This window comes from Stenotrophomonas sp. CFBP8980 (genome assembly GCF_034046095.1).
Taxonomy (GTDB): Bacteria; Pseudomonadota; Gammaproteobacteria; order Xanthomonadales; family Xanthomonadaceae; genus Stenotrophomonas; species Stenotrophomonas lacuserhaii.
This window is the reverse complement of the sequence record NZ_JAXCXF010000006.1, coordinates 195053-212986: the sequence shown is the minus strand read 5'-3', so window position 1 is coordinate 212986 and position 17934 is coordinate 195053. Positions and strand designations below refer to the sequence as shown.

Below are 17934 nucleotides of genomic sequence, written 5' to 3'. Positions count from 1 at the left end.
ATGGCTCGGCGCTACCGGGATGCTTCAGGCCGCGCTGCAATGTTCCACGATCAACTGGATGGCGGTGCCGCCACGGTAATCATCGCAGGCCAGCCGATACGCCAGGTGCACGTTGCGCGCCGGCGCATTGCCGGTCCAGCCGCCAAACTGGATGGCATTGATCAGCCCGGCCACCCCGGGTCGACGCAGTTCCAGCTTGAGGTGGCGCTCCTTCAACACCCGCCAGTTGGTCACCTCGAAGTGTCCATCGAACAGCGGTTCCGGGAACCCCTGCCCCCACGGGCCGGCAAGCCGCAGCGCGTCCGCGTGCCGATGGTCAAGCTCGTCGCCGCCGAGCTCGCCGTCACTGAGGATCTGCTGCTGCAGCATCACCGGGTCCAGCATCTGATGCACGGCGGCGGCGAAGGCGGCATGGAACGATGCCAGGTGGGCATGCGGCAGGCTCATGCCGGCGGCCATCGCATGGCCACCGAAGCGCTCGATCAGGCCCGGCTGCTGCGCATCGACCAGCGCCAGCGCATCACGGATGTGCAGGCCGGGAATCGAACGCGCAGAACCGCGCAACGCATCACCGCCCGGCTCGGCGGGCGCGAAGGCGACCACCGGACGATGCAGGCGGTCCTTCATCTTGGACGCCACCAAGCCGATCACACCCGGATGCCACTCGGCATCGAACAGCACCGCAGCGATCGGGCGCTGTCCATCGTCATCCAGCACCACCTTGGCCACGGCCTTCTCGGCATCGTCGGTCATGGTCTGCTGCACGGCGCGTCGCTCGGCATTGATCTGCTCCAGCATCTGCGCGATGTCGCGCGCCTGCGCCGGGTCCTCGGTCAGCAGCAGCGCGATGCCCAGCGCCATGTCCTCCAGCCGACCGGCGGCATTCAAGCGTGGCCCCAGCGCAAACCCGATATCGGTGGCGGTCAATCGCGCGGCATCGCGGCCGCTGGCTTCGATCAAGGCCTTCAGGCCGATGCAGCCCTGCCCGGCCCGCAGCCGCCGCAGGCCGGCACTGACCAGCGCCCGGTTGTTGGCATCCAGCGCCACCAGGTCGGCGACGGTACCCACCGCAACCAGGTCCAGCAGCGTGGCCAGGTCCGGTCCCTTGCCATCGGCGAACACCGCGGACTCGCGCAGGTGCCGACGCAAGGCCAGCAGCACATAGAAGATCACGCCAACACCGGCCAACGATTTGCTGGGGAAGGCATCGTCGTGCAGGTTCGGATCAACGATGACATCGGCCGGCGGAAGCTGCGGACCGGGCAGATGGTGGTCGGTGACCAGCACCTGCCAGCCCTTGGCCTTGGCCGCCGCCACCCCGGCATGGCAGGCGATGCCGTGGTCCACGGTGACCAGCAGGTCTGGCTGCAGCAGGGCCAGTTCTTCCACCAGCGCCGGCGACAGGCCGTAGCCGTGCACCATTCGATTGGGCACTGCATGCGCGACGTGGCGCGCGCCAAGCATGCGCAGGCCACGCACGCCGACCGCACAGGCCGTGGCGCCATCGCAGTCGAAATCACCCACCACCACGATGCGCTTGTCCGCGGCGATCGCCGTCGCCAGCAGCTGCACCGCGCCGTCGATGCCGCTCAACAGCTCAGGGGCATGCAGGCTGCCCAGCCGGGGCAGCGCCAGTTCGGGCGTATGCGCGCCGCGTGCGGCATACAGGCGCGCCAGCAGCGGCAGCGTGCCGTCGGGCCAGGCACCAGGCACCACCACCTCGCGACGGCGGATCATCGGCACATCGGACGTTGGCTGCGCAGCATCGGCGGCAAGGGACATCGGCATCGCCGGGTTGCGGAAGACATGCGCATGATACCGCGCAGCAGCATCATCGGGATTGGCGGAGCATGCGCGATCAGCCATGCTTGCCCGCCCCACGCATTGGATTTCGTCGCATGCGCTGTCCTGTTTCGACCGCCCTGTTCGGCTTTGCCCTTTACGCCGCATCGATGTCACACGCGACCGCGGCCACCGGTGCTGCATTCTTCGAACAGGACGCGTTCATGGCCTGCGACAATACCGGCACCTGCCGGATAGCGGCTTTCGGTCCGTTGGCACCGCTGATGCTCGGCATGCTGATCGAGCGCGCGGCGGGACCGCAGACCGCAGTCGCCGTACGCATCGCGATGGCGGAAGGCGCAGAGGATGCGCCGCGCTCTGCCACGGTGGGGGGGCCGCAGGGAGCGCTGCGGCTGCGCGCCAAGGGAAAGGACCTCGGCGAGATCGGTCGAATGGAATCCCCAGGGGAAGATCTGGCGTTGCCCGATCGCTACGTGCCGGCCTTGATCGAGGCATTGGCGGCTGGAAATCGCGTCGAGCTGGTCGATGGCACGGGCCACGCGTGGCCGTTGTCCGAGCACGGTGCCGGCCCGTTGCTGCTGAAGATGGACGAGGTACAAGGGCGGCTGCACACCCAAGGTGCGCTGGTACGCAACGGCGCGCAGCCGGAATCGACGGTGCCCTCTGCCGTGCCGACGCCTTCGCTGAAAGCGCCGCCGCTGCTGGTCGAAACACGCGAAGACGACGGCCTGCTGGCCGAGCGCGCAGACCTGCGCCAGCTGCTGCAACCGGTGGCCGATGCCAAGGACGCCTGCATCCGGGCGTCTTCGCGCCGACTTCGCGTCGAACGGGTGGATGCCAGCCATGTCCTGGCCGTGTTGAGCTGCGCGACCGAGCGCTACATCGTTCCAGCAGGGACGTGGCTGGTCCGCGACCGCCCGCCATTCTCCCCCACCCTGGTCTCCGGTGCCGCGCTGTTTCCGCTCCCTCCTCACGCGGTGTTCGTGGAGGAAGGCGTGGCGACCGGCACGGACACCTGCGGCAGGACCCGGCATTGGGCCTGGGACGGAGCGCGCCTGGTGATGAGCGCCGAGTTCGTCGGCGCCGACTGCGTCGGTCCGAGCCACAGGCACTGGCAGCTGCCGACCTACCTTGGCAGGATGGACTGAGCCGTTCCACAGCGGTCGCATGCTGTACCGCCGTGGGCCACACCCCGCCATGGCGGGGCTGCTTCAGGCCTCGTGCAACTGTCGCGGCTTCTTCCAGAACCGCCAGCGCTGCGAGCGCAGGAAGCCGAACTGCACGCCGTCCTCGAAATCCAGCACCAGGCGATGCAGCTCACCGCGCTGGAGCGCCTGCAGCAGCGGGATGATCGCCTGGTTCGCCAACTGGTCCAGCGAGCGCAACGGACGCAGATCGACCAGCGCATCCACCGATTGCTCGCCATCCACCTGCACCCCGGCGGCCGTCGCCAACGCACGCAGCAGCGCATCCCGGCTGCGCACCTGGGCATGCGGCGTCGCCACGCTGTGCGGAAGGCGTCCTGCGCCCCAGAACCACAGCGAGTTGATCGGGCTCAGCCCCTGCACGACCCGTTGTTCATTCCAGGGGTGTGCATGCAGCACCACTTGGGTTTCGGTAAGCAGCGCGCGCCAACGCCGGCCTTCCGCGCCGCTCGGCAGGTGGCTGAAAAGGTCATCGCCGAGCACGTCATCCGGGCTGGCGAACACGGGCAAGGTCATGTCGTCCGGTACGCGCAGGTACCAGCGCGACGCCACCGGCGCATCCAGATACAGGCCGTGTTCGGCGAACACCGGCAGCAGGTCCGGCAGCAGGGCGACGGCATCCTCGTGTGACGGGCGCAGCGTGTCGCCGTGCCCCATCATCCGCGCACCGTGCATGTCCGGCACCATGTGCGCCGGATCGGCGCGCAGCCAGACGTGGCCGGCCGCATCGCCGGCATCCAGCTGACGGGTCAGTGCCGCGGCCGGCATCGCGCCGCCGCCGGCGGCATCAAGCGCATCGGACGCCCCCTGCACGTGGAAGTGACGCTGCAGCTGCGCGCCCTCCCCGGCTGGGTGCTCGCTGCGCTCGGCGCGACCGAGCGCACGTGCCACTTCATCGGGCAACGCGGCCACCGCGAATCGACTGCGTGCGGCCAGCAGCAGCGTTGCCGTGGCCATCGATCAGCCTGCGTAGCTGACGCTGACGATCTCATACTCGCGCTGGCCGGCCGGTGCATCGATGGTGATGCTGTCACCTTCCAGCTTGCCGATCATCGCCCGCGCCACCGGCGAGGAAATGGCGATCAGGCCGAGCTTGATGTCCGCTTCCAGGTCACCGACGATCTGGTACTTCTTCTCTTCGTCGGTTTCCACGTCAGCCAGCGTCACCGACGCGCCGAACACCACCTTGGAGCCGGCATTGAGCTTGGACACGTCGATGATCTCGGCGTGCGACAGCTCGCCTTCCAGCTGCTTGATGCGGCCTTCGATGAAGCCCTGCTCTTCGCGCGCGGCGTGGTATTCGGCGTTTTCCTTCAGGTCGCCGTGCTCGCGCGCTTCAGCGATCGCGGCGATCACCTTCGGGCGCTTGACCGACTTCAACTGGTCCAGTTCTTCGCGCAGACGCTGCGCGCCCTTCATCGTGATGGGAGCTCTCATGCGTTCAGTTCCTTGTGCAGTTCCTGCAGCGACCAGACCGGGCCGGTACCGCGGAATTCCAGCGAATGCACCAGTGCCTTGGCACCGGCGATGGTGGTCGAATAGGTCACGCGGTGCTGCAGCGCTTCACGACGGATGGAGAACGAGTCGTTGATCGCCGCACGGCCTTCGGTCGTGTTGACGATGTAGACGATCTCACCGTTCTTGATGCGGTCCACGATGTGCGGACGACCCTCGACAACCTTGTTGACGATCTCGCATTCCATGCCGTGCTGCTGCAGCCACGCGGCGGTGCCACGGGTGGCGACCAGGCTGTAGCCCTTGGCCAGCAGCGCCTCGGCGACCGGCAGCACGCGCTGCTTGTCCGGGTCACGTACCGACACGAAGGCCTTGCCGACCGGCGGCGCCTTGATGCCACCGGCTTCCTGCGCACGCGCGAAGGCGGCGCTGAAGCTGCGGCCGACGCCCATCACTTCACCGGTGGAGCGCATCTCCGGCCCGAGGATCGGATCGACGCCCTGGAACTTGGCGAACGGGAAGATCGCTTCCTTCACCGAGTAATAGTCCGGCACGATTTCCTTGGTGGCGCCCTGCTCGGCCAGCGTCTTGCCGGCCATGCAGCGTGCGGCGATCTTGGCCAGCGGCATGCCGGTGGCCTTGGACACGAACGGCACGGTGCGCGAGGCACGCGGGTTCACTTCCAGCAGGTAGACGATGTCTTCGCCGTTCTCACCGGCCTGGATGGCGAACTGGGTGTTCATCAGGCCGACCACGTTCAGGGCCTTGGCCAGCTCCACCACCTGGCGGCGCAGCTCGGCCTGGGTTTCGGCAGACAGCGAGTACGGCGGCAGCGAGCAGGACGAATCGCCCGAATGCACGCCGGCCTCTTCGATGTGTTCCATCACGCCGCCGATCAGCACGTTGCCCTGGCTGTCGGCAATGATGTCCACGTCCACTTCCACGGCGTTGTCGAGGAAGCGGTCCAGCAGCACCGGCGAATCGTTGGAGACCTTGACCGCATCACGCACGTAACGCGCCAGGTCGGACTCACCGTAGACGATTTCCATTGCACGGCCGCCCAGCACGTAGCTCGGACGCACCACCAGCGGGTAGCCGATCTCGCGCGCCAGCAGCAGCGCTTCCTGGTCGTTGCGGGCGATGCGGTTCGGCGGCTGCTTCAGGCCCAGGTTGTCCACCAGCTGCTGGAAGCGCTCGCGGTCTTCGGCCAGGTCGATGGAGTCCGGGCTGGTGCCGATCACCGGCACGCCGTTGGCTTCCAGCGCGCGCGCCAGCTTCAGCGGGGTTTGCCCGCCGTACTGCACGATCACGCCCTTCGGCTGTTCCAGCTCGACGATCTCCAGCACGTCTTCCAGCGTCAGCGGCTCGAAGTACAGGCGGTCGGAGGTGTCGTAGTCGGTGGACACGGTTTCCGGGTTGCAGTTGACCATGATGGTTTCATAGCCATCTTCGCGCAGCGCCAGCGCGGCGTGCACACAGCAGTAGTCGAACTCGATGCCCTGGCCGATGCGGTTCGGGCCACCGCCGAGGATCATGATCTTGTCGCGGTTGCTCGGCGCCGCTTCGCACTCGTCCTCGTAGGTCGAATACAGGTAGGCGGTACCTGTGGCGAACTCACCGGCGCAGGAGTCCACGCGCTTGTACACCGGGCGCACCTTGTGCGCACGGCGCAGCGCGCGCACGGCCGCTTCGTTGGTGCCGGTCAGCTGGGCCAGGCGGGCGTCGGAGAAGCCGGCACGCTTGAGCTTGCGCAGGCGCGCCGCATCCAGGGTGTCGATGCCACCGGCGGCGACTTCGCCTTCGGCGGTGATGATCTCTTCGATCTGGTCCAGGAACCACGGATCGATGAAGGACAGCGCATGGATTTCTTCCACGCTCATGCCAGCGCGGAAGCCGTCAGCCACGTAGAACAGACGCTCCGGGCCGGGAGCCTTCAGCTCGCGGCGCAGGGTCTGCATGTCGTCCTCGTTGCCCAGGTCCAGCTCGGTCGGGTCGAAGCCCACTTTGCCGGTTTCCAGGCCACGCAGCGCCTTCTGCATCGATTCCTGGAAGGTGCGCCCCATCGCCATCACCTCGCCCACCGACTTCATCTGGGTGGTCAGGCGGGCATCGGCGGCCGGGAACTTCTCGAAGGCGAAGCGCGGGATCTTGGTGACGACATAGTCGATCGACGGCTCGAACGAGGCCGGGGTCAGGCCGCCGGTGATCTCGTTCTTCAGTTCGTCCAGGGTGTAACCCACGGCCAGCTTGGCGGCGACCTTGGCGATCGGGAAGCCGGTGGCCTTGGAGGCCAGCGCCGAGGAACGCGAAACGCGCGGGTTCATCTCGATCACCACCACGCGGCCGGTGTGCGGATTGATGCCGAACTGCACGTTCGAACCACCGGTATCCACGCCGATCTTGCGCAGCACGGCGATGGAGGCATCGCGCAGGCGCTGGTATTCCTTGTCGGTCAGGGTCTGCGCCGGGGCCACGGTGATCGAGTCACCGGTGTGCACGCCCATCGGGTCCAGGTTCTCGATGGAACACACGATGATGCAGTTGTCCGCGGTATCGCGGACCACTTCCATTTCGAATTCCTTCCAGCCCAGCACCGATTCTTCCACCAGCACTTCGGTGGTCGGCGACAGTTCCAGGCCACGGGTGACGATGTCGATCAGCTCTTCGCGGTTGTAGGCGATGCCGCCGCCGCTGCCGCCCAGGGTGAAGCTCGGGCGGATGATGGTCGGGTAGCCGACGCGGGTCTGGATATCCAGCGCTTCTTCCAGCGTGTGCGCGACGGCGGCGGACGGGCATTCCAGGCCGATTTCACCCATCGCCACGCGGAACAGCTCGCGGTCTTCGGCCATGCGGATCGCTTCGCGCTTGGCGCCGATCAGCTCGACGTTGTACTTCTCCAGCACGCCGTTGTCGGCCAGGTCCAGTGCGCAGTTCAGCGCGGTCTGGCCGCCCATCGTCGGCAGCAGCGCGTCGGGCTTCTCCTTGGCGATGATCTTCTCGACCGTCTGCCAGTTGATCGGCTCGATGTAGACGGCGTCGGCCATCTCGGGGTCGGTCATGATGGTGGCCGGATTGCTGTTGACCAGCACCACGCGGTACCCCTCGTCGCGCAGTGCCTTGCAGGCCTGCGCGCCAGAGTAGTCGAACTCACAGGCCTGGCCGATGACGATCGGGCCAGCACCGATGATGAGGATGGTTTTCAGGTCAGTACGCTTTGCCATTTTCTTCTCTAGGTCGGTACAGCGTGACAAGGGGGAGTGATCGCACGCTGACGATCAGGAAATCTGTTCCGCGTCGAAGTCGATGCGGCATTCGCGCTTGAGCGCGGCGGACATCGTTTCGCCTATGTTTTCCGGCATCCCGCCGTCGGCAGCCAGGCCGTCGATGAAGCGCTGGAACGCGGGGGTGCCCATGAACCGGGCAATCTCCACCTTGTTCGCTTCGCTCACCTCGGGTCCCTCGCTGGCCATGCCCTGCTGGGCCGCCGCGCTGGCCTGGAAGGTGCGGCCCATGTCGGCACCGGCCGGCGTGGCCATGAACTGCTTCCATTCGCCGACCAGCACCGCCCCGTCTTCACCGAGATTGCCGGCGATCTGCTGCTGGAAGTGGGCGTCGAGCAGCTTGCCGATCTGGGTGGACGCACAATCACGCCCGCCCTGGTCCAGCGCCTTCAGCGTCGGGGAGATGCTGAACAGCACTTCGGCGCTGCTCTTGCCCAGCCCGTGCATGCCGAGCTGGTGCATGATCACCGCCACCTCGGCCGGCGTGGCCGGCTGGGCGCTTGCGGTACCGGCCAACAACAGCCCGGCCAGCAGTGCGCTAACGCGCATCAGGCGCGGGCCTCGGCCATCAAGGTCACGAAACGATCAAACAACGGGCCGACGTCGGTCGGTCCGGGCGAGGCTTCGGGGTGGCCCTGGAAGGAGAACGCCGGCACGTCGGTGCGCGCGATGCCCTGGTTGGTGCCGTCGAACAGCGAGCGGTGGGTCACCCGCAAGGTAGCCGGCAGGGTCGCTTCATCCACCGCGAATCCGTGGTTCTGCGAGGTGATCATCACCCGGCCGCTGTCCAGGTCCTGCACCGGATGGTTGGCGCCGTGATGGCCATGGCCCATCTTCAGCGTCTTCGCGCCGGAGGCCAGTGCCAGCAGCTGGTGGCCCAGGCAGATGCCGAAGGTCGGCACCTTGGCCTCAAGCACGGTCCTGATCGCGCTGATCGCGTAGTCACACGGCTCCGGGTCACCCGGGCCGTTGGACAGGAACACGCCGTCCGGCTTCAGCGCCAGCACGTCGGCCGCAGGGGTCTGCGCCGGCACCACGGTCACATCGCAGCCGCGCTCGGCCAGCATGCGCAGGATGTTGGTCTTCACACCGTAGTCGTAGGCCACGACCTTGTACTGCGAGGGCACGCTGACGAACGCGTTGGCATCCAGGTCGAGCTGGCCTTCGTTCCACTGGTAGGTGGTTTCGGTCGACACGACCTTGGCCAGGTCCATGCCCTTCAGGCCGGGGAAGCTACGTGCCGCCTCCAGTGCCTTCTCCACGCTGATGCCCTCGCCTGCCATCAGCGCACCGTTCTGTGCGCCCTTCTCGCGCAGGATGCGCGTCAGCTTGCGGGTATCGATGCCCGAGATGGCCACCACGCCACGCTGCAACAGCCAGTCCTGCAGGGAAACCTGGCTGCGCCAGCTGCTCGGGCGGCGCGGCACGTCGCGCACGATCAGGCCGGCCGACCACACCTTGGACGCTTCATTGTCCTGGTCGGTCATGCCGGTGTTGCCGATATGCGGGTAGGTCAGCGTGACCATCTGCCGGGCGTAGGACGGATCAGTCAGCACTTCCTGGTAACCGGTCATGGCGGTGTTGAACACCACTTCACCGACGGACAGGCCGGGCGCGCCTACGGATTCGCCCTCGAATACGGTGCCGTCTTCGAGGACGAGGATTGCGGCTTGGGTCACGGAAATCTCACTTTGGCTACCGATGGGGTACCGAAGGTCACGCCTGCGCTCACGGTAAAAACCGGTTGCAAAAAAGCGCGGACGTACGGTTCAGGACCGGTCCGGCTATCGTGTTTCGGCGAGTGCGAATTGTAGACGCATGCGGGGTCCGGCGCCAGCACCACGTTGCAGGTAACGCCGACCCATGGTCGGCGAGCGCACCCCGGCGCGTGCAGCAGCCCCTGACCGGTAGCGCCGACCCATGGTCGGCGAGCGCAGCGGGCCCTTCGCGCAGTGCCCCCCGAGCACCCCGTTCAGCCGTTCAGCAGATCCCGCACCCGATAGCTCCCCGGTGCCCGTTCAGCCAGCTGCCGCGCAGCAAACAGCGCGCCGCGGGCGAAGATGTCGCGGTTGGTCGCCCGGTGCACCAGCTCGATCCGCTCGCCCAGCCCGGTGAACTGAACGAGGTGCTCACCGACGATGTCGCCGGCGCGCAGGCTGGCATACTGCGGCGTAGCCCCGCCACGCCCGGCCGCAGCCCCCAGCGTCAGCGCGGTGCCCGAAGGCGCATCCAGCTTGCGGGTGTGGTGCGATTCGACGATGTCGCAATCCCATCCAGCCAATGCCTGTGCGGCACGCTCGACCAGTTCATCCAGCACCGCCACGCCCAGGCTGAAATTGGACGCCCACACCAGCGGTATCGCCTTGGCCGCCGCATCCAGTGCATCGCGCTGCGCCTGGCTGATGCCGGTGGTGCCGGAAACCAGCCCCGCGCCGCGCTCCACGCACAGCGCCAGGATCGCATCGAAGCCTTCGGGCAGGCTGAAGTCGATGGCCACATCGAACGGCGGAGCGCCGTGCAGTTCCTTGGCGGCGAAATGCGGGATGCCGTCCACCACCCGCTGCGCAGGCGCGCGGCCGGTGTAGGCCCCCACCACGATCAGCGTATCGGTATGTTCGGCGGCCAGCCGCAGCAGGGCCTGGCCCATGCGCCCGGAAGCGCCATGGATGAGCAATCGCAGGGGAGTCTGGTTCATCCGGGAAGGCTAGCGGCTGGGCATGCATTTGCACAGGGGGCAGCCGCCCATCGGCCGCGATGGATGCCCCTGCCGCTGCGCTCGCCGAGCATGGCTCGGCGCTACCACGGCACGGCACGGTTCATCGCACCAGTAGTGACGGCCGCTGGCCGTCACACGCCCGACCCGCTCAGTGCGCCTTCGGCGGCGTCGGCCCGCAGCTGTCACAGCCACCACAGGCACCGCCGCCGCCACTGGCTGGCGGTGCGATGCGTCGGCCCAGCGACTGCCGCCAACCCGGCCGGCCGGAGCGCAGCAGGCTCAGCGCCAACGCGCCACGCGCCTTGCGTACCGTCCCGGGGAACTGCTTCTTCAGCACCAACCACGCACTGGCCAGCACCGCCACCGCGACGATCAGGTACTGCAGCAGCAGGCCGGCCTCCATCAACCGCCTCCCAGCGCCACGGTCACCTGGTAGGTGACCAGAGCTGCGATATAGGCCGCGGCGAACAGATACACGGTGGCAAAGCCGACCTGCTTCCACGAATTGGTTTCGCGCTTGATCGTGGCCAGCGTGGAGATGCACATCGGGGCGTAGATGAACCACACCAGCAGCGACAGGCCGGTGGCCAGCGACCAACCGTCACTGACGATCGGGGTCAGCGCCGAGATCGCCGCATCGTCGTCCGGCGCCGACAGCGCATAGATGGTCGCCAACGAGGACACCGCCACTTCGCGCGCGCCCATGCCCGGGATCAGCGCGATGCAGATCTGCCAGTTGAAGCCGAGCGGGGCGAAGATGGCCGTCATCGCATGGCCGAGCTGGCCAGCGTAGCTGTAGTCGATGGCCGGCATCGTCGCATCGGCCGGCGCACCGGGGAAGGACAGCAGGAACCACAGCAGGATGGTCAGCGAAAGGATGATGCCACCGACGCGCTTGAGGAAGATCATGCCGCGTTCGTACAGGCCCACCGCCAGGTCGCGCGGGTGCGGGATGCGGTATGACGGCAGCTCCAGCATCAGCGGGTGCTCGCTCTTGTCGCGGCGCCACTTCTTCATCACCCAGGACATCAGCAGCGCACTGAAGATACCCGCCACGTACAGGCCGAACAGCACCAGTCCCTGCTGGTTGAAGATGCCCACCTTGCCATCGGGAATGAACGCGCCGATCAGCAGCGCATACACCGGCAGGCGTGCCGAGCAGGTCATCAGTGGGGCCACCAGGATGGTCGCCAGGCGATCACGCGGGTCCTGGATGCTGCGCGTGGCCATGATGCCGGGCACCGCGCAGGCGAAGCTGGACAGCAGCGGGATGAACGAACGCCCGGACAGCCCGGCCGACGCCATCATGCGGTCCAGCAGGAACGCCGCACGCGGCAGGTAGCCGGATTCTTCCAGCGCCAGGATGAAGGCGAACAGGATCAGGATCTGCGGCAGGAACACCACCACCCCGCCCAAACCGGCGATGATGCCGTCGGTGACCAGGCTGGCCAGCGGGCCTTCCGGCAGCACCGCGCCAGCCTGCTCGCCGAGCCAGCCGAACAGCGCCTCGATACCATCCATCATCGGCGTCGCCCAGGCGAACACCGCCTGGAAGATCAGGAACATCACCACCACCAGGGTGGCCAGGCCGAACACCGGATGCAGCAGCCAGCGGTCCAGCGTGTCATCGATCTTCGCGGTGCGGGTGGGCATGCTGACGGCGGCATCGAGGATCCCGCGCACCTGCGCGTGGTAGTCGATGCCCTGGCCTTCCACCGCCGCCACCGGTGCGCCGAGGTGCGGCACCATCGCATCCAGCCGCTCCACCAGCGCCTGCGCGCCATGTTTGCGCACCGCTACGGTTTCCACCACGGGCACGCCGAGCGCATGTTCCAGCGCCGGCACGTCGATCCTGATGCCACGACGCTCGGCCGCGTCGACCATGTTCAGCGCCACCACCATCGGCTTGCCCAGCTCACGCAGTTCCAGCGCGAAGCGCAGGTGCAGGCGCAGGTTGGTCGCATCGATCACGCACAGCAGCACGTCCGGTGCCGCCTCGCCGGGGTAGAAGCCACGGCACAGGTCACGGGTGATCGCCTCGTCCAAGCTGGCCGGCTGCAGGCTGTAGGCGCCCGGCAGGTCGAGGATGGCGAACTCGCGGCCAGATGGCGCGCGCATACGGCCCTCCTTGCGTTCCACGGTCACGCCGGTGTAATTGGCGACCTTCTGCCGGCTGCCGGTCAGCTGGTTGAACAGCGCGGTCTTGCCGCTGTTCGGATTGCCGACCAGGGCCACGCGCAGTGGCAGGCTCGCCGCGCTCATGCCGGCACTCCCTGTTCAGCGCTGACCTGGACGCGAGCGGCTTCACTGCGGCGCAGCGCAAAGCGGGTGAAGCCGACCTGCACCAGCAGGGGTTCGCCACCGACCGGGCCACGCGCCACCAGACGCACGGACTCGCCCTGGACGAAGCCAAGCTCCCTCAGGCGACGGGCGATGGTGTCGTTGGCGTGCGTGTCATGGACGGTTTCGACCACGGCGTTGGTTTGCAAGGGCAGATCGGACAGCGTCACTCGCGCACTTTCCAGTGATAAGAATGGTTATCAATTCTAACATCGCCGCGCCGCGTCATGGCCCATGACCTTTGGGCCGCTATGATCCATACAGGTATCGAGTATTTGCGGACTTTATGACGGATTCCCTGCTGGTCGAGCGCTCTGGCGCCCTGCTTACCCTGCGCCTGCACCGCCCGGCGCTGCACAATGCCTTCGACGACGGCCTGATCGCCCAACTGACCGGTGAGCTGGCGCAGGCCGGACGCGACCCTTCGGTGCGCGCGGTCGTGCTGGCCGGCGAAGGTGCCTCGTTCTCCGCCGGCGCCGACCTGCACTGGATGCGCGGCATGGCTGCAGCCAGCGAATCGGAAAACCGTCAGGATGCGCTGGCGCTGGCCCGGTTGATGCGCACCCTGGACGAACTGCCCAAACCGACGCTCGCACGGGTGCACGGAGCGGCATTCGGCGGCGGCGTGGGCCTGGTGGCCTGCTGCGACATCGCCATTGCCGCCGACAGCGCACGCTTCGGGCTGACCGAAAGCCGGCTGGGCCTGCTGCCGGCGGTCATCTCCCCCTACGTCATCGCCGCCATCGGCCCGCGCCAGGCGCGGCGCTGGTTTGCCACCGGCGAGCACTTCGATGCCGCCACGGCGCTGCGCATCGGCCTGGTCCACGCCGTGGTGGCGGGCGACCAGTTGGATGCCGCGGTCAAGCAGCAGCTGGACCTGCTGCTGGCGGCCGGACCGATCGCCACCGCAAGCGCCAAGACACTGGTCCGTGATGTGCTGGCCAACCCCGATGCCGATGCGCGCGACCAGGCCAATGCCGAGCTGATCGCCCGCCTGCGGGTATCGGCGGAGGGCCAGGAAGGACTGGGCGCCTTCCTCGACAAGCGTCCGCCGGGGTGGGCTGCCCTCACCTGACCCGACGCCTTCACGCCGCGGCGGCTGGGCCGGGCCGATGCTGCGCGCATCCGCCCCGCCTGGTGAAGCCGTTCATGCTGCGGGCTGGCCGGTTGCTGCGACGGCCCGCGTATATCTCTCTCGTGGCCACCCCTGCGTGCGCCACTTCATCTACAGGACGTTCCGTGATCGTTGCCTGCTGCCCTGCCCTTGCCTGCCCTGCCGCCCGCCCCACCCACGGGAGGCGCAGGGATGTCTGATTACGTCCGCATCGTCGAAGTAGGCCCGCGTGACGGCCTGCAGAACGAGAAACAGCCGGTCAGCACGGCTGACAAGATTGCCTTGATCGACCGGTTGTCGGCCACCGGCCTGCGCAGCATCGAAGCCACCAGCTTCGTCAGCCCGCGCTGGGTGCCGCAGTTGGCCGATGCCGCCGAGGTGTACGCCGGCATCCAGCGTGCACCGGGCGTGGCCTATCCGGTGCTGGTTCCCAATGAGCAGGGCTACGACCGCGCGTTGGCGGCGGGGGTGCAGGAAGTAGCGGTGTTCACCGCCGCTTCGGAAACGTTCAACCGCACCAATACCAATGCCGGCATCGACGAATCGCTGGCGCGCTTTGAACCGATCCTGCGGCGTGCCGCCGACGATGGCGTGCGCGTGCGCGGCTATGTGTCCACCGTGCTCGGCTGCCCCTATCAGGGAGAGGTTGCAGTCAGCGAGGTAGTGCGCGTGGCGCGCGCCCTGCATGGCATGGGCTGTTACGAAATATCGCTCGGCGACACCATCGGCGTGGGCACGCCGCGCAAGGCGCGGGCCATGCTGCAGGCAGTCGCTGCCGAGGTGCCGATGCATGCGCTGGCCGTGCATTTCCACGACACCTACGGCCAGGCCGTGGCCAACATCGCCAGCTGCGTGGAGGCCGGCGTGCGCGTGGTCGACAGCGCGGTCTCCGGCGCCGGTGGCTGTCCGTATGCGAAGGGCGCCAGCGGCAACGTGGCCAGCGAAGATGCGGTGTACCTGCTGCACGGGATGGGGATGCGGACCGGCGTGGAGCTGGAGCCGCTGGCCGGGATCGGCCGCTGGCTGTCGGCGCTGCTGGGCCGGCCCACCGGCAGCCGCGTCGGCAAGGCGATGGCACCGACATGAGCCGCCGCGGCCCGTGCGACGACCTGGCCGCTGGCGGACACCCCGCCACGCAGAGCGACGCACGGGCCGCACTGGACCACGCCCTTTCCCAGCCCCATCGTGCCGAACAGCACGCACTGCTGCAGCAGGCCCGTCAGGCGCTGGACGAAGCGATGCAGCAGCGGCAGGACGCCGAGCAGCGCTATGCCGCCCTGTTCGATGCGGTGCCCGACCCGGTCAGCATCCTCAGTTCGACCGGGGTGGTGATGGACCTCAACCGCGCCGGTGTGCGCGCCTACGGCCGCCCGCGCGAGGCCATCGTCGGCCAGCCGATCGAACTGTTGAACCCGGACCTGCCCAGCGATCACCTGGAACCGGTCTGGGCCGCCCTGCAACGCGGCGACACCTATGTCATCGAAGTCACCAACATGCGCGGTGACGGCAGCCGGTTTCCGGTGGAGGTGCACTCGGCCGGCTTCGAACTGCAGGGCGAACCGTGCATCGTGGCGGTGGCGCGCGACCTGAGCGGGCGCTGGCAGGCCGAGTCCCGCTATCGCCTGTTGATGGAATCCATCGACAAGGGCGTGATCCTGTTCGACCGCGAACTGCACGTGCTATCGGCCAACCCGGCCGCGCACCGGATCCTGGGCACGGCCGGCACCGGCTCCAGCCTGCAGACCCTGCTCGACCCGCGCGACTGGATCGTGGTGGACGAACACGGGCACCTGCTGGGCCATGACCAATGGCCGGCCAACCGTTGCTTCCAGGCGGGCCGGGTCATCCGCAGCACCATCGTCGGGCTGTACCACCGACCGCGCGGCCGCATGCTGTGGTTGTCGATCACCAACGTGCCGGTGTTCGGCAACGGGCGCGACCACGCCGACCATGTGTTCGCGATGTTCAGCGACATCACCGAACTCAAGCGCAACAACGCGCTGTTCGACCGCGCCCAGTCGTTGGCCCACATCGGCGGCTGGGAGTGGGATCGCGGCCTGGCGCGCCTGTACCTGACCGACGAAGCGCGCCGGATCCTCGGCCAGGATCTGCCGCTGGATGACATGCCCGAGCTGATGGAGTGCCTGCGCAGCGATGACCGGCTGGCCCTGCAGCAGGCGCTGGCGGCCAGCGTGGAGGCGCGCAGCAGCTTCACCCTGGAACTGCGCGGCCAACGCGCCGATGGCCACACCTTCTGGGTGCGCATGATCGGCGAGGTGTCGGAAGGCGACGTGGACGCCGCGCGCATCGCCGGCACCGTGCAGGACATCACCGAGCGCAAGCAGGCCGAGGAAACCCTGCGCATCCAGGCGCGTACCGATCCGCTGACCGGCATCATGAACCGCGATGCGGTGCTCAGCGACCTGGGGGTGCGGCTGTCCAATCCGACCCACTGCAAGGTCGCGGTGCTGTACATCGACCTGGACCGTTTCAAGACGGTCAACGATCTGCTCGGCCACAGCGCAGGCGATGAACTGCTGGTGGAGGCCACCCGCCGGATCGCCCACGCAATCGGCACCGAAGGGCTGCTGGCGCGCTTTGGGGGTGATGAGTTCCTGGTCATCTGCGATACCCGCGACCAGCCCGACCAGCCCGAACGGCTGGCCCAGCGCATCACCGCTGCGTTCGAACCTGCGTTCGTATTCGGCAACGACGAGTTCGTGGTCACTGCCAGTATCGGCATCGCGTGCGCGCCGCGCGACGGCCTGCGCCCGCAACAGCTGATCCAGAACGCCGACACCGCGATGTATGACTGCAAGCGCCGCAGCCGCAATGGCTGGCAGGTGTTTTCACCCGCGCTGGCGCAGGCCCAGCACGACCGCCTGCAGATCGAAAGCCGGCTGCACCGCGCACTGGAAGCCGATGAATTCCGCCTGGTGTATCAGCCGCAGGTCAACCTGCGCACCGGCGAGGTGATCGCCGCCGAGGCGCTGATCCGCTGGCAGAACGAGCAGCTGGGCGAGATGCGCCCGGACCTGTTCATCGCCCACGCAGAGAGCACTGGTGACATCGTGCGGATCGGCCAATGGGCGCTGCGCGAGGCCTGCCGCCAGGTCCGCCAGTGGCAGGACGAAGGCCTCGGCCTGGTGCGGGTGGCGGTCAATGTGTCCTACCGCCAGTTCACCGGCGACGACCTGGCACTGAAGGTGCGCCAGGCGCTGGATGAGTTCCATCTTCCCGGCACCGCACTGGAGCTGGAGTTCACCGAGCGCGTGCTGATCGAGGACGCCCCGGACACCCTGCGCACCTTCGCCCGGCTGCGCGAGATGGGCGTGATGCTGGCCATCGATGATTTCGGCGAGGGCTACAGCGCGCTGAATTACCTGCGCCGGCTGCCGATCCACGGGCTCAAGCTCAGCCAGTTGTTCGTGGAGGGCGTGCCCGGTGACCGTTCGGACATGGCGGTATGCGAAGCCATCTGCGGGATTGCCCGCAGCCTGGGGCTGGGCGTGGTGGCCGAAGGCATCGAATCCGAGGCCCAGCGCCGCTATCTGATGGGGTTGGGGGTCAATGTCGGCCAAGGTTTCCTGTTCGCCCCGGGGCTGACGCCGGAAGAATTCGTGAGGAAGTTGAAGTAGGTTTTTCTGCGGTGGTGGCGAGAAGCCGCGATCTCTTGGCTGGGCCGGGCGGGTGGGCTGCAGGGGACACGCCGCAAGTCCCGCTCCGCGGACCGGCCCATCCGCTGGCGGCTGTGCGTTCGAGCGCATGCGAGGCAGTGCCTCGCAAGCAATGCGCACTCACCCCTGTAGGCTCGCGTTCGGCTCCTGCCTCACGACGGTCCCCCGCAACCCACCCGCCCGACCCCAGACAGTTTCCGTGCGCCGCCACCGCACTGGGGGAAGAAAAAAGCGAGCGCGGTAGCGCCGACCCATGGTCGGCGGAACCCATCAGAGCCCATCCCCCCCACCATCCGCCGACCATGGGTCGGCGCTACCAGGGCGGTACGGTTTCAGTGCGCCG

14 protein-coding genes are annotated in these 17934 nt (G+C 67.6%); 4 read left to right on the top strand and 10 right to left on the bottom strand.

Annotated elements, in window-relative coordinates; all coding sequences use genetic code 11:
- Positions 1-24: 24 nt before the first annotated feature.
- A complete protein-coding gene (gene recJ / locus SOM47_RS13905; RefSeq protein ID WP_320505904.1) occupies positions 25-1782 on the bottom strand; it encodes a single-stranded-DNA-specific exonuclease RecJ in 1758 nt (585 codons plus the stop codon).
- A 116-nt stretch (positions 1783-1898) separates the two neighbouring features.
- Here recJ and SOM47_RS13900 point away from each other — a divergent pair, with 116 nt between their 5' ends.
- Complete coding sequence (locus tag SOM47_RS13900) at positions 1899-2951, top strand: DUF1176 domain-containing protein (protein WP_320505903.1); 1053 nt, start codon at positions 1899-1901, stop codon at positions 2949-2951.
- A gap of 63 nt (positions 2952-3014) precedes the next feature.
- Here the strand turns inward: SOM47_RS13900 and SOM47_RS13895 are convergent, their stop codons facing one another.
- The 9 genes from SOM47_RS13895 to SOM47_RS13855 form a co-directional block, all read right to left on the bottom strand.
- On the bottom strand, positions 3015-3965 hold the full coding sequence (locus SOM47_RS13895) for a phosphoglycerate mutase (protein WP_320505902.1): 951 nt from the start codon (positions 3963-3965) through the stop codon (positions 3015-3017).
- A 3-nt stretch (positions 3966-3968) separates the two neighbouring features.
- Complete coding sequence (gene greA / locus SOM47_RS13890) at positions 3969-4433, bottom strand: transcription elongation factor GreA (protein WP_185000279.1); 465 nt, start codon at positions 4431-4433, stop codon at positions 3969-3971.
- A gap of 8 nt (positions 4434-4441) precedes the next feature.
- Positions 4442-7684: a carbamoyl-phosphate synthase large subunit gene (gene carB / locus SOM47_RS13885; protein WP_042612815.1), complete on the bottom strand. Its 3243-nt coding sequence runs from the start codon at positions 7682-7684 to the stop codon at positions 4442-4444.
- A gap of 54 nt (positions 7685-7738) precedes the next feature.
- Entirely contained in the window at positions 7739-8293 is a 555-nt protein-coding gene (locus tag SOM47_RS13880) for a hypothetical protein (protein WP_042612816.1), read from the bottom strand.
- Positions 8293-9423 (bottom strand): glutamine-hydrolyzing carbamoyl-phosphate synthase small subunit, encoded by a 1131-nt coding sequence (gene carA / locus SOM47_RS13875; RefSeq protein WP_192083416.1) that lies wholly within the window; start codon positions 9421-9423, stop codon positions 8293-8295. Before carA ends, SOM47_RS13880 begins: the two co-directional genes overlap by 1 nt.
- 293 nt (positions 9424-9716) lie before the next feature.
- Positions 9717-10439: a 4-hydroxy-tetrahydrodipicolinate reductase gene (gene dapB / locus SOM47_RS13870; protein ID WP_080335061.1), complete on the bottom strand. Its 723-nt coding sequence runs from the start codon at positions 10437-10439 to the stop codon at positions 9717-9719.
- A 169-nt stretch (positions 10440-10608) separates the two neighbouring features.
- Positions 10609-10863 carry a DUF6587 family protein gene (locus SOM47_RS13865; protein WP_320505901.1) on the bottom strand — a complete coding sequence of 85 codons (255 nt, stop codon included), beginning with the start codon at positions 10861-10863 and terminating at the stop codon, positions 10609-10611.
- A complete protein-coding gene (gene feoB, locus SOM47_RS13860) occupies positions 10863-12722 on the bottom strand; it encodes a ferrous iron transporter B (protein ID WP_320505900.1) in 1860 nt (619 codons plus the stop codon). The genes SOM47_RS13865 and feoB overlap by 1 nt, the downstream gene beginning before the upstream one ends.
- Complete coding sequence (locus SOM47_RS13855; RefSeq protein WP_042612821.1) at positions 12719-12970, bottom strand: FeoA family protein; 252 nt, start codon at positions 12968-12970, stop codon at positions 12719-12721. Before SOM47_RS13855 ends, feoB begins: the two co-directional genes overlap by 4 nt.
- 116 nt (positions 12971-13086) lie before the next feature.
- On the opposite strand from SOM47_RS13855, the gene SOM47_RS13850 reads away from it, so the two are divergent.
- The 3 genes from SOM47_RS13850 (at position 13087) to SOM47_RS13840 (ending at position 17552) form a co-directional block, all read left to right on the top strand.
- Positions 13087-13875 (top strand): enoyl-CoA hydratase-related protein, encoded by a 789-nt coding sequence (locus SOM47_RS13850; RefSeq protein ID WP_042612822.1) that lies wholly within the window; start codon positions 13087-13089, stop codon positions 13873-13875.
- A 231-nt stretch (positions 13876-14106) separates the two neighbouring features.
- The gene (locus SOM47_RS13845; RefSeq protein WP_192083412.1) at positions 14107-15000 is read left to right on the top strand and encodes a hydroxymethylglutaryl-CoA lyase; all 894 of its coding nucleotides are present in this window, start codon (positions 14107-14109) and stop codon (positions 14998-15000) included.
- Complete coding sequence (locus SOM47_RS13840) at positions 14997-17552, top strand: sensor domain-containing protein (RefSeq protein ID WP_320505899.1); 2556 nt, start codon at positions 14997-14999, stop codon at positions 17550-17552. Before SOM47_RS13845 ends, SOM47_RS13840 begins: the two co-directional genes overlap by 4 nt.
- Positions 17553-17934 lie beyond the last annotated feature (382 nt).

What these genes read in the sequence shown, in the direction of transcription:
- recJ (WP_320505904.1), bottom strand. Translation starts at nt 1,782, where the DNA reads ATGTCCCTTGCCGCCGATGCTGCGCAGCCAACGTCCGATGTGCCGATG.
- SOM47_RS13900 (WP_320505903.1), top strand. Translation starts at nt 1,899, where the DNA reads ATGCGCTGTCCTGTTTCGACCGCCCTGTTCGGCTTTGCCCTTTACGCC.
- SOM47_RS13895 (WP_320505902.1), bottom strand. Translation starts at nt 3,965, where the DNA reads ATGGCCACGGCAACGCTGCTGCTGGCCGCACGCAGTCGATTCGCGGTG.
- carB (WP_042612815.1), bottom strand. Translation starts at nt 7,684, where the DNA reads ATGGCAAAGCGTACTGACCTGAAAACCATCCTCATCATCGGTGCTGGC.
- SOM47_RS13880 (WP_042612816.1), bottom strand. Translation starts at nt 8,293, where the DNA reads ATGCGCGTTAGCGCACTGCTGGCCGGGCTGTTGTTGGCCGGTACCGCA.
- dapB (WP_080335061.1), bottom strand. Translation starts at nt 10,439, where the DNA reads ATGAACCAGACTCCCCTGCGATTGCTCATCCATGGCGCTTCCGGGCGC.
- SOM47_RS13865 (WP_320505901.1), bottom strand. Translation starts at nt 10,863, where the DNA reads ATGGAGGCCGGCCTGCTGCTGCAGTACCTGATCGTCGCGGTGGCGGTG.
- feoB (WP_320505900.1), bottom strand. Translation starts at nt 12,722, where the DNA reads ATGAGCGCGGCGAGCCTGCCACTGCGCGTGGCCCTGGTCGGCAATCCG.
- SOM47_RS13850 (WP_042612822.1), top strand. Translation starts at nt 13,087, where the DNA reads ATGACGGATTCCCTGCTGGTCGAGCGCTCTGGCGCCCTGCTTACCCTG.
- SOM47_RS13845 (WP_192083412.1), top strand. Translation starts at nt 14,107, where the DNA reads ATGTCTGATTACGTCCGCATCGTCGAAGTAGGCCCGCGTGACGGCCTG.
- SOM47_RS13840 (WP_320505899.1), top strand. Translation starts at nt 14,997, where the DNA reads ATGAGCCGCCGCGGCCCGTGCGACGACCTGGCCGCTGGCGGACACCCC.